The sequence below is a fragment of the Nocardioides sp. genome, assembly GCF_014360585.1.
Classification (GTDB): domain Bacteria; phylum Actinomycetota; class Actinomycetes; order Propionibacteriales; family Nocardioidaceae; genus Nocardioides.
The window spans coordinates 1-11297 of record NZ_JACIXG010000125.1 but is presented as its reverse complement, the minus strand read 5'-3'; the positions used below and the strand labels follow the sequence as shown (position 1 = coordinate 11297).

Genomic DNA, 11297 nt, shown 5'->3' with positions numbered 1-11297 from the left:
CTCCTGGCGGGCCGAAACCGTTGTGGTGGGCCACTAAAATCACCTTTCGTCGCCCACAACTACCGATTCGGCGGGGCGGGGTCAGGTGGAGATCAGCCGGTTGAAGAGCCGGTTGGCCCAGCTCGGGCTGACCTCGGAGATGGCGATGAGGACCCTGGCCTTGGCGCCGACGCCTCGGTGGACTCCACCGAGGAGACCGTGGCCGCTTGTCGCGGCCGCGTAGACGGACTCGGCGACGTCGTCGGCGGTGAGCGAGACCTTGAGCCGCCGCAGCGCTGGAAAGTCGTGGCCCCACACCATCGAGGTGTCGGCGAAGAGCGGCCACAGGGCGGTCACGGTGATCCCGTCCGCGGACCATTCCAGGTCGAGGGCCTCGGAGAGGCCGCGTACGGCGAACTTGGTGGCGGAGTAGATCGCCATCCCCGGCTGGCCGTAGATCGCCGAGGCAGAGGCGAGGTTGACGACGTGGGAGCCGCGGCGCAGGAACGGGCGCGCCAGGTGGCAGCCGTTGACGAGGCCCTTGACGTTGACGTCGATGATCGCCTGCTGCCCGTCAAGCGGAAGGTCGGCGAACCTGCCGATCGAGATGATCCCGGCGTTGTTGACGAGTACGTCGAGGCTGCCCCCGCTCACAGCGACGAAGCCGTCCAGGGCGTCCTGCCAGGACCTCGCGTCGCGTACGTCGAGGAGGCCGGTGACCACGGACCCGCTCAGCGCCTCGACCTCGGCGGCCAGGGACGCCAAGCCGTCGAGGTCGATGTCATAGGCGCCGACCAGCCACCCCTCACGGGCGAAGCGCAGCGCGGTCGCACGGCCGATGCCGGCGGCCGCCCCGGTGATCAGCACCGACCTGGTCACCGGGGTCAGCTCCTGGCGAGCTCGGTGGTGATGTCGAAGAACCAGACCGTCGAGTCGGTGCACACGATCCGGTCCAGGTTGCCGACCGCGACCTGTGAACGCGGTGTCTTGCCCGAGGCCAGCACGACGTCGTAGGCGTCGCTGGTGCGCAGCACCGACCACGGCTCGGACTCGGTGCCGTCGCCGGTGCTGATGATGCTGTCGAGGGCCGCCTGCGCCAGGATCGACTCGCGCTGAGCCTGCTCCGGGTTGCCGAGGCCGCGCTGGGCGTCAGCGAGCGCGGCATGGGCCGAGGGGCTGAAGATCGCGCCGGGCATCAGCCCGTGGACCGCGGCGACGGCGCCGGCGTAGTCGCCGACCGACATCATCGGAGCGATCATCTCGGTGATCTCGAGGTCGGGCCGGAAGTTGGGAGCCTCGAGGATCGCCTCACGCAAGGCTCTCAGCGACTCCGGGTCGGGCTCGCGAAGATAGACGTCGAGCAGCTCAGCGTACGTAGCCAACAGGGGTCCCCTTTGAATATCGGTCGCCCCGCACGGTAGCAATTGCGCATCCACGCTGGGCGGTTGACAACGATTATGCGCCCTATTGTGACCCGGAGGGCGCGCGGTCCGAACGACGCTATCGCCAGCCGAGAGCAGGGGCGAGGTGGGTCAGGATGCTCTCCAGGACATGTGCGTTGTAGTCGACGCCGAGCTGGTTCGGGACGGTGAGCAGCAGCGTGTCGGCGGCCTGGATCGCCTCGTCCTCGGCCAGCTCCTGGACCAGGACGTCGGGCTCGGCGGCGTACGAGCGCCCGAAGATGGCGCGGGTCTGGTCGTCGATGTTGCCGATCTGGTCCTTGGTCTGCCGATCGAGGCCGAAGTAGCGACGATCCTCGTCGTTGACGAGGGCGAAGACGGATCGCGAGACCGACACGCGCGGTTCCCGCACATGTCCGGCTTCCTTCCAGGCTTCGCGGTACGCCTCGATCTGCTCCCGCTGCTGGATGTGGAACGGCTTGCCGTTCTCGTCGTTCTTGAGGGTCGAGCTCTGCAGGTTCAGACCGAGGCCGGCAGCCCAGCGTGCGGTCGCCAGCGAGCTCGATCCCCACCAGATCCGGTCACGCAGGGTCTCGGAGTAGGGCTCGACGCGAAGCTTTCCGGGCGGGTTGGGGAACATCGGCCGCGGATTGGGCTCGGCGAACTGCGCACCTTCGATGATCTTGAGATACGTCTCGGTGTGCGCACGGGCCATGTCGGCCTCGGAGGCGTTGTCGCCGGGGTCGTAGCCGAAGTAGCGCCAGCCGTCGATGACCTGCTCGGGTGAGCCGCGGCTGATTCCGAGCTGCAGGCGCTCACCGGAGATCAGGTCGGCGGCCGCGGAGTCCTCGGCCATGTAGAGCGGGTTCTCGTAGCGCATGTCGATGACCCCGGTGCCGATCTCGATCTTCGAGGTGCGGGCGCCGATCGCAGAGAGGAGCGGGAAGGGCGAGGCGTACTGCCGAGCGAAGTGATGGACCCGGAAGTACGCGCCGTCGACACCCAGTTCCTCGGCGGCGACCGCGAGGTCGATCCCCTGGATCAGCGCGTCCCGTGCCGACCGGGTCTGGGAGTGGGGCGACGGTGTCCAGTGACCGAAAGACAAGAATCCGATGTTCTTCACAGGTAGTAGAACTCTCAACAGACCCGCGGGATTCCCGCCCACCGGGGTCGAGAGGTGCCCAACTCAGGTCGGCTAGACGACCCGGGACCTTCGCCTCTGTGCGTTCTGCTCTCCGGAACCGCGGCCAGACTGACACCACCTTGTCGGTGGTGGTGCGCCGGTCTGCGTTCTGTTCTCATTCTCCCAACGCCCCGAGAGCACCCCTTACGCGCCGTAAATCGGACGTCTACACCGCACCAACAGCAGGCCCTTATGAGTTTATCTATCGGTCGACCGAATAAGCATATCGGTCGACTGACCAGGGAAAACATTGTCTCGGCGTGTTGTCCCAGCTCTTCCGAAGTCGAGGATTATCGTGTTACATATCAGGCAGTTCACCGATAAACACCGATCACCATTCTTTGGGGGATGAATAGATTATGTGGGACACCGTTGAGGTGCAAAGCTTCACGCTTTCTCACGACATGCCGTGCCGCGACTGCGGCCACGCACGTCATCGCTTCTTGCCGTGTGACGCCGACTGCGACTGCCGCGCCCACGAGGTCGCGGAGCTTCTGGAGGGCGCCGGCGCTCGCTGAACAGATCTGACGTCAGCTGTCTCGGGCGTCCAGCATGGTGACCACCGCAGCCGCGGTGGTCACCGTTCTTTTGTGCGAAAGCCGGCAAGCTGAGACTCGAGTGAGTGGCGGAAGCGGATCGTCCGCAACCAGGTGAAGGATCGCCTCATGGACATCGTTCTCGTACCCGGCCTCTGGCTCGACGCTTCCTCATGGAACCTCGTCGTCGCCCATCTGACCGCCGCCGGCCACACGCCGCGACCACTCACCCTGCCCGGCCTCGAGTCGGCCGCGACGGACCGATCCGGCGTGCACGTCGCCGACCAGGTCGCTGCCGTGGTCGCGGCCATCGACGCGGCGGTCGAGCCGGTGATCCTCGTCGGGCACTCGATGGGCTGCGCGGTCGCCGGCGCCGCGCTGGACGCCCGCGTCGACAGGGTCGCGACCGTGGTCTACGTCGGCGGCTGGCCGGCGGAGCCGGGCATGATCCCGGCCAAGAACTTTCCGACCGACGGCGCCGATCTGCCGCCGGTGCCGTGGGAGGAGTTCGACGAGGCCGACGTACGCGACCTCGACCGCGCAGCCTTCGAAGCGCTGCTGCGGCCCTCCCCCGCCAGCCTGACCTCTGAGCCGTTCGAGCTCGGCGACGAACGCCGCTACTCGGTCCCGGCGGTCTTCGTCTGCCCCGAGTACACCGCTGCCGACCTGAAGGAATGGGTCGCCGACGGCACCGAGTCGGTCGCCGCCATCCCGAAGCACAAGGACGTCACCTACGTCGATCTGCCCACCGGGCACTGGCCGCAGCTGAGCAGGCCGGCCGAGCTCGCGGCCATCATCGGGCAGAGCGTCGCTCCGGGCGTCTCCTAGCTTCGGGTAGCGTCGAGCGTGTGCGTAATCGGCTCGCTGCTCTGACCGCCATCGCAGCCCTGTCGGCGCTTGCCGCCGGCTGCGGGAGCGAGCCGTCTTCGGATCCGGGCCGCAGCCCGTCCGCGTCGTCATCGCTGGCCCCGACGACGCCTGCGCCCCCGAGCACGATCCCTCTCGACGACGAGTCGGTCCCGCTGGCCGCGCGGATCACCCAGGCGATGGCCACGGTGGCCTCCGGGCCCGCGGGGGCCGAGGACGTACGTGAGGCCGCGCTGTTCGAGCAGACCGCCGCTCGCGACCTCGCCCGGGCCCCGAAGGCGCAGAGCGGCGACGAGCTGGGTGCGCTCGGCCGTGCCGACCGCACCCAGCTCGAGGCGGACATCGCCGCGGCACGCGAGCTCATGGTCATGACCGACCCGCAGCCGAAGCTGCCGGACTGGAGGATCGTGACGCCGCCGAGGCCGGACGAGCTGCGGCGGCTTTACCGCAAGGCACAGCAGAAGACGGGGACGCCGTGGGAATACCTCGCGGCCGTCCATCTGGTCGAGACCCGGATGGGCCGCATCCGCGGCACGAGCACCGCGGGCGCGCAGGGTCCGATGCAGTTCCTGCCCTCGACCTTCGCCCAGTACGGCGCCGGTGGCGACATCAACGACCCCGGCGACGCGATCATGGCCGCCGGGCGCATGCTCGCCAACAACGGCGCCCCCGGCGACATGTCCGGCGCCCTGTGGTCCTACAACCACTCCGACCGGTACGTGGCCGCCGTCAGCGCCTACGCGGAGCAGATGAAGCGGTCCCCCGCTGCGTACGACCTCTACTGGCACTGGCAGGTCCTCTACCGCCACCAGGACGGCACCATGCTGCTCCCGGAGGGCTACCCGGACCAGAAGCCGGTACGCATCGACTGACTGCCGAGACGTCACTCCCGTCGGCCGAAGCGTCACGCCCGTCGGCCGAGACGTCACCGATCTGCTCACTCGGCCGACGCCGCTGACGCCTCGACGGGATCAGTAGGGGCGCTCGACGGCGTACTGCACGAGGCTGACTTCCTCGCCGCGATAGGTGTCGGTGCCGTGGCGGCCGGTCTCGATGAAGCCGGTGGCGCGGAAGAGCTTCTTGGCGCGGTCGTTGGTCTCGTGCGTCTCGGCCCAGATCCGGCTCAGGTCGAGGACGGAGAAGCCGTAGGTGAGCGCGGTCTTGATGGCCCGCTGGCCGAGGCCCTGGCCCCAGCGCGAGCTCGGGCCGATGGCGATGCCGAGCTCGCGGGTGTCGGGGGCGAGGCCATGGAGGTCGGCGTAGCCGACGACCGCCTCGTCGAGCTCCACGGCGAGCCTGATGAGCTCAGGCGGCGGAGCGTCGATCAGCCGGCGCCAGTGACGGAGGTGACCGTCGCGGTCGCGCTCCGGCCAGCCGTTGGCGATCCGGAACTCCTCATCCTGCGCCCAGTCGGCGAAGACGTGCTCGTCGCCCGGTGACAGCGGACGAAGGCGCATGGTGTCGGTGCGGGGCATCGGCCGAGTCTCTCAGATCGGCGGCCCGGCCGATCCCCCGCCCGGGATCAGTAGGTGAGCTGGACCTTGGTCGCGAGACGCTCGTCCATCAGTCGGTAGCCCTCGGCAGCCTCGGCGAACGGGAGCGCCTTGTCGAAGACCAGACCTGGGTTGATCGTGCCCTCCAGAGTGAGGCGCAGGAGGTCGGGCAGGTAGCGGCGTACCGGCGCCATCCCGCCCTTGAGACCCACGTTGGTGCGGAAGAGCGCGTTGACCGGGAGGTTGACGTCGTGCGGCACCCCGACGAACCCGACCGTCGCTCCCGGGCGGGCGACCTTCGAGGCAGTCTTGAAGGACTGGTCGGTGCCCACGCACTCGAGGACGTAGTCGGCCCCGATGCCGCCGGTGAGCTCGCGTACCGCAGCCTCACCCTCCTTCCCGCGGGCGGCGACGATGTCGGTGGCGCCGAACTTCTTGGCGATCTCCTGGCGGGTCTCGTGGCGCGACATCGCGACGACCCGCTCGGCGCCGAGCTGGGCGGCCGCGAGCACGCCGCAGAGGCCGACCGCGCCGTCACCCACGACGACCGCGGTGCCGCCCTTGGCGCCGGACCCGAGGCCCGACATCACCGCGGCGTGCCAGCCGGTGGCCATCACATCGGTGAGCGCGAGCAGGTCGGGGTACATCGCCGGGTCCGGCGTCTCGTCGAGCTTGACCAGCGATCCGTCGGCCTGGTTGACCAGCGCGTACTCGCTCTGGCCGCTGACCGTGAAGCCGAGGTTCTCGCAGACCGACTGGACTCCGGCGAGGCAGTGCGGACAGGTGTTGTCGCAGTGGTCGAAGGGGACGATCACGAAGTCGCCGGGCTTGAAGTCGCGTACGTCGGCACCGACCTCCTCGATGACGCCGATGCACTCGTGACCGATGGTGTGCGGCTCCTCGATCTCGCCGTTGGCGCCGCGGTAGTTCCACAGGTCGGAGCCGCAGATGCAGGAGCCGACCACCTTCACGATCGCGTCGGTGGTCTTTACCAGTGTCGGGTCGGGTACCTGGGTGAAGCGGATGTCGCCCACCCCATGGATCGTCGTCGCATGCATGGTGGCATCCTGTCACCCGGCGTACGACTGTGTTGGAAGCAGTGGCCCTCCGGGGACGGGCCCACAGTTGGAACGAATCGCCGACACTTCGCGGGGAATCCAGGCTTATCTCATATATGAGTTACGGTGGTGCACCATGACCGACGGATACAAAGGTCGCATCGGGAATCTGATTCGCGATGCGCGCAAGCACAAGGGCCTGACCCAGGCACAGCTCGCCGACCTTCTCAACACCAGCCAGAGCGCGATCAACCGCATCGAGCAGGGGCAGCAGAACCTTTCCCTGGAGATGATCGCCCGGGTCGGTGCCGCTCTCGACTCCTCCCTCGTCGACATCGGCGCCGGACCGACCCACCTGCGTGTCACCGGCCCGACGACCCTGTCCGGTGAGATCACGGTCAAGACCTCGAAGAACGCCGGGGTCGCCCTTCTGGTCGGCTCGCTCCTCAACCGGGGCCGTACGACGCTGCGCAAGGTCGCACGCATCGAAGAGGTCAACCGCATCATCGAGGTGCTCAACTCGATCGGCGTCCAGACCCGCTGGCTCAACGACGACAACGACCTCGAGATCGTGCCGCCGAAGGAGCTGCGCCTCGACGCCGTCGACGAGACCGCCGCACGTCGTACGCGCTCGGTGATCATGTTCCTCGGGCCGCTGCTCCACCGTCTCGACAGCTTCGAGCTCCCCTACGCCGGCGGCTGCAACCTCGGCACCCGCACCGTGGAGCCGCACCTGTCGGCCCTGCGCCCCTTCGGCCTCGAGGTCAAGGCGACCGACGGTGCCTACCACGCGAGCGTCAACCGCGAGATCCAGCCGGGCCGCCCGATCGTGCTGACCGAGCGTGGCGACACCGTCACCGAGAACGCGCTGATGGCCGCCGCGCTGCACACGGGCACCACGGTGATCCGCAACGCGTCGTCCAACTACATGGTCCAGGACCTCTGCTTCTACCTGCAGAAGCTGGGCGTCGAGGTCGAGGGCATCGGCACCACCACGCTGCGCGTCACCGGCCGCGAGGTCATCGACGTCGACGTCGACTACGCGCCGAGCGAGGACCCGATCGAGGCGATGTCGCTGCTGACCGCCGCGATCGTGACCGACTCTGAGATCACCATCAAGCGCGTCCCGATCGAGTTCATGGAGATCGAGCTGGCGACGCTGGAGGAGATGGGCTTCAACTACACCCTCTCCGAGGAGTACCTGGCGCTCAACGGCAAGACCCGCCTGGTCGACATCAACACCAAGCACTCGATCCTGCACGCGCCGCTGGACAAGATCCACCCGCTCCCCTTCCCCGGTCTCAACATCGACAACCTGCCGTTCTTCGCCGCCATCGCCGCGGTGGCTCAGGGCCAGACGCTGCTGCACGACTGGGTCTACGAGAACCGCGCGATCTACCTGACCGAGCTCAACAAGCTCGGCGGCAACGTCACGCTCATGGACCCGCACCGGGTCATGATCGAGGGCCCCACGCACTTCTCCGGCACCGAGATCGTCTGCCCGCCGGCGCTGCGTCCTGCCGTCGTCATACTGCTCGCGATGCTCGCCTCCAAGGGCACCTCCGTGCTGCGCTCGACCTACGTCATCGCCCGCGGCTACGAGGACCTCGCCGAGCGGCTCAACCAGCTCGGCGCGAACATCACCCCCTTCCGCGACATCTGAGCCAAGACCGGGCCGAGTCGGCTCGTTCTGACCACATTTTCTGCCGAGTCGGCGCGTCATGACGCGCCGACTCGACGGGATTTTCGGTCAGGATGAGCCGACTCGCCGAACTTTCGAGGCTGCGGCGACATCTGAGTGAACTGAGCCTGCGGGCTCATGTGATCCGGCCCTCACGGGTGGTTAGATGCTCCCCGTGAAGGAGCAGAGACGACGCGTACGCGCCTATGCGCACCGTGGTGGAGCGCTCCATCCCGACCTGGTCGGAATGGAGAACACCATGGAGGCGTTCCGGCATGCGGTGGAGCTGGGCTACACCCATCTCGAGACCGACGTCCACGTCACCCGTGACGGCGTGCTGCTCGCCTTCCACGACGAGGCGCTCGACCGGGTGACCGACGTCAGCGGGCTGATCGCGGAGATGACGTACGCCGAGGTGCAGGCCGCCCGCATCGGCGGCCAGCACGGCGTGCCGACCCTGGCCGAGCTCTTCGCGGCCTTCCCGGAGGCGACCTTCAACATCGACCTCAAGTCCGACGGGTCGGTCGGCGCCGTCGCCGAGCTCCTCGAGGCGACCGACCACGAGGACAAGGTCATCGTCGGCTCGTTCTCGAGGCGACGGCTGGAGGCGTTCCGGCGCCTGACCAGCGGCCGGGTGCGCACCTCGGCCCACCCGCGAGAGGTGCTGGCCTATCTGCTGGCGCCCACGGCCGGGATCGCCAAGCGGCTGGCCGGCGCCCGTTTCGACGCGTTCCAGATCCCGCACCGCCACCGTCTTCCCGGGCCGCTGTCGATCCGGGTGGCGTCTCGTGGTCTCGTCCGCCGCGCCCACAAGGCGGGCAAGGAGGTCCATGTCTGGACCGTCGACGACCCGGCCGAGATGGAGCGGTTGCTCGAGCGCGACGTCGACGGGCTGATGACCGACCGCACCGACGTACTGAAAGCGTTCCTGCAGGAGCGTGGCCTGTGGGAGGCTACGACGCCTCGGGCTGAGCCCACCGAACAGAACGATGAGGAGCCCGAGAAGTGAGCACATCAGCCGGGATCGGCGACTTCAGTCCGGCCGAGCGGACCAGGGAGCAGAAGGGCTGGTTCTTCACCGACTGGGCCGTCTCCGCGTTCCAGACGACGGTCGCCGGGGTGCTGTTCGCGCCCTACCTGATCGAGATCGCGAAGGCCGCTGCCGTCGACAACCGGATCGACGTGCTCGGGCTCTCGGTCGCACCCGGTGCGCTGCCGTCGTACGTCATCACCTTCTCCACCCTGCTCTCGGCACTGATCTATCCGCTGGTCGGCGCGATCGCCGACCGCACCTCGCGCAAGCCGGACCTGATGGTCGGCTTCGCCTGGGCCGGTGCGCTCTGCGCGGCGCTGTTGTTCTTCATGACCGGGGACAACTGGTGGTTCGGCTCGATCATGTTCATCATCGCCAACCTGTGCGCGGGGGCGGCGGTGGTGGTCAGCGACTCCATCCTGCCGCTGATCTCGACCGAGGACGAGCGCGACCGGGTCTCCTCGATCGGCTGGGCCTACGGGTACGCCGGTGGAGGGCTGCTGCTGGCCGTCAACTTCCTCCTGGTCACCTTCGCAGACCCGATCGGCCTCGGCACCGAGCTGGCCGTGCGGATCTCGATGCTCTCGGCCGGCCTGTGGTGGGCAGGCTTCATCATCATCCCCTGGCGTCGGATCCGGCGGCACGAGCCCGCAGACGTCGAGGACGTCTCCGGTGGTGTCGTGGCACGCTCCTTCGGCCAGCTGTTCGTGACGCTCAAGGAGCTGCCGAAGTATCCGGTCGCGCTGACCTTCCTGCTGGCCTACCTCTTCTTCAACGACGGCATCCAGACCGTGATCAGCTCGGCTTCGATCTACGGCGTCGAGGAGCTCGGATTCGAGACCGGCACGATGCTCGGCATCTATCTGCTGGTGCAGTTCGTCGCGGTCGGCGGGGCGATCTTCTTCGGGCGGCTGGCGAAGGTCTTCGGTGCCAAGCGGGTGATCCTCGGCGGCCTGGTCGGCTGGATGGCCATCGTCGTGGTCGCCTACTTCGTGCCGGAGCAGACCCTGGTCCCGCTTCTGATCGTCGGGGTCGGGATCGGTCTAGTCATGGGCGGCACCCAAGCGCTGGCGCGCTCGTACTTCTCGCTGTTCATCCCGGCCGGCAAGGAGGCGGAGTACTTCAGCCTCTACCACGCCATGGACCGCGGCACCTCGTGGCTCGGCACCCTGGTCTTCGGGCTCGTCTACCAGCTCACCGACTCCTACCGGCCGGCGATCTTGGCGCTGATCGCCTTCTTCGTCCTCGGTGGCGCGCTGCTCGCGCTGGTGAACACCGCGAAGGGCATCGAGCAGGCCGGCAACCGGGCTCCTCAGCGTGTCTGAGACCGGCGCGGGTGGCTGGCGGATTCGCGACATCGGCTCCTCAGGACTCTCTCAGGGAGATCCGCAGGTCAGGCGGGACCTGTATCGAACACCACGGCGAGAACCTCGACATTTCACGGAATCATCACCTCCTCTGTACCGTTGCAGGTATGAAGAGGCCTGACCGGCCTGCGTTATGAGTCCGCAGACCGCCTCGCTCTTCAGTTCATTCAACGGGGGACGATCGACTCAGGAGGTGCTTCATGGCCGAGCGCACGTTGCGCGGCGCCCGACTGGGCGGACAAAGTTTTGAGGACGAACGCGGGATCGAGTTCGCGGGCCGCCAGCAGGTGGCCTACCGATGCCCGCAGGGCCACGACTTCGAGATCACGATGTCGGACGAGGCCGAGGTTCCGGCGATCTGGGAGTGCCCGCGCTGCGGCATGGAAGCTCTCAACCTCTCCGGCGCCAAGCCGGAGGAGAAGGCCGAGAAGCCTGCGCGTACGCACTGGGACATGCTCCTGGAGCGGCGCTCGGAGAAGGAGCTCGAGGACATCCTCAAGGAGCGCCTCGACCTGCTTCGCGGTGGCGAGATCGGCCCGGCTCACCTGCACCGCAAGGGACCGGGGAAGAAGAAGGCCAACGCCTGACTTCTGACACAGCCAGATACGCCGACGGCGGCCTTCCATCAAGGAAGGCCGCCGTCGGCGTATCTCAGTTCAGGTTGTCCTTGTCGACGACCTCGCCGGTGACGATGTCGTCG

The 11297-nt window shown here is 67.7% G+C and carries 11 protein-coding genes; 6 read left to right on the top strand and 5 right to left on the bottom strand.

All coding sequences use genetic code 11. The features are described 5' to 3' along the window. Positions 1-81 precede the first annotated feature (81 nt). The 3 genes from H5T77_RS24615 to H5T77_RS24605 all read right to left on the bottom strand — a co-directional run bounded on the left by H5T77_RS24615 (position 82) and on the right by H5T77_RS24605 (position 2484). Positions 82-858, bottom strand: coding sequence for an SDR family oxidoreductase (locus tag H5T77_RS24615; protein ID WP_292653245.1), 777 nt, complete (start codon positions 856-858; stop codon positions 82-84). A 5-nt stretch (positions 859-863) separates the two neighbouring features. Then, positions 864-1361: a DUF4919 domain-containing protein gene (locus H5T77_RS24610; protein WP_292653244.1), complete on the bottom strand. Its 498-nt coding sequence runs from the start codon at positions 1359-1361 to the stop codon at positions 864-866. 118 nt (positions 1362-1479) lie between these two features. Next, entirely contained in the window at positions 1480-2484 is a 1005-nt protein-coding gene (locus H5T77_RS24605; RefSeq protein ID WP_292653243.1) for an LLM class flavin-dependent oxidoreductase, read from the bottom strand. A 743-nt stretch (positions 2485-3227) separates the two neighbouring features. Here H5T77_RS24605 and H5T77_RS24600 point away from each other — a divergent pair. Then, the gene (locus H5T77_RS24600; protein WP_292653242.1) at positions 3228-3926 is read left to right on the top strand and encodes an alpha/beta fold hydrolase; all 699 of its coding nucleotides are present in this window, start codon (positions 3228-3230) and stop codon (positions 3924-3926) included. 20 nt (positions 3927-3946) lie between these two features. Further along, on the top strand, positions 3947-4837 hold the full coding sequence (locus H5T77_RS24595) for a lytic transglycosylase domain-containing protein (RefSeq protein WP_292653241.1): 891 nt from the start codon (positions 3947-3949) through the stop codon (positions 4835-4837). 99 nt (positions 4838-4936) lie between these two features. Here H5T77_RS24595 and H5T77_RS24590 read toward each other — a convergent pair whose 3' ends face one another. Both H5T77_RS24590 and H5T77_RS24585 read right to left on the bottom strand, forming a co-directional pair. Next, positions 4937-5440, bottom strand: a complete 504-nt coding sequence (locus H5T77_RS24590; protein ID WP_292653240.1) for a GNAT family N-acetyltransferase — start codon at positions 5438-5440, stop codon at positions 4937-4939. 47 nt (positions 5441-5487) lie between these two features. Next, a complete protein-coding gene (locus tag H5T77_RS24585; protein WP_292653239.1) occupies positions 5488-6516 on the bottom strand; it encodes a zinc-dependent alcohol dehydrogenase family protein in 1029 nt (342 codons plus the stop codon). 136 nt (positions 6517-6652) lie between these two features. Here H5T77_RS24585 and H5T77_RS24580 point away from each other — a divergent pair, with 136 nt between their 5' ends. The 4 genes from H5T77_RS24580 to H5T77_RS24565 all read left to right on the top strand — a co-directional run bounded on the left by H5T77_RS24580 (position 6653) and on the right by H5T77_RS24565 (position 11184). Beyond that, positions 6653-8179 carry a UDP-N-acetylglucosamine 1-carboxyvinyltransferase gene (locus H5T77_RS24580; protein ID WP_292653238.1) on the top strand — a complete coding sequence of 509 codons (1527 nt, stop codon included), beginning with the start codon at positions 6653-6655 and terminating at the stop codon, positions 8177-8179. Between the two features lie 193 nt (positions 8180-8372). Then, complete coding sequence (locus tag H5T77_RS24575) at positions 8373-9206, top strand: glycerophosphodiester phosphodiesterase family protein (protein WP_292653237.1); 834 nt, start codon at positions 8373-8375, stop codon at positions 9204-9206. Beyond that, a complete protein-coding gene (locus H5T77_RS24570; protein WP_292653236.1) occupies positions 9203-10555 on the top strand; it encodes an MFS transporter in 1353 nt (450 codons plus the stop codon). The genes H5T77_RS24575 and H5T77_RS24570 overlap by 4 nt, the downstream gene beginning before the upstream one ends. Before the next feature lie 242 nt (positions 10556-10797). Further along, complete coding sequence (locus H5T77_RS24565; RefSeq protein WP_008359714.1) at positions 10798-11184, top strand: RNA polymerase-binding protein RbpA; 387 nt, start codon at positions 10798-10800, stop codon at positions 11182-11184. The last annotated feature ends 113 nt before the right edge of the window (positions 11185-11297 follow it).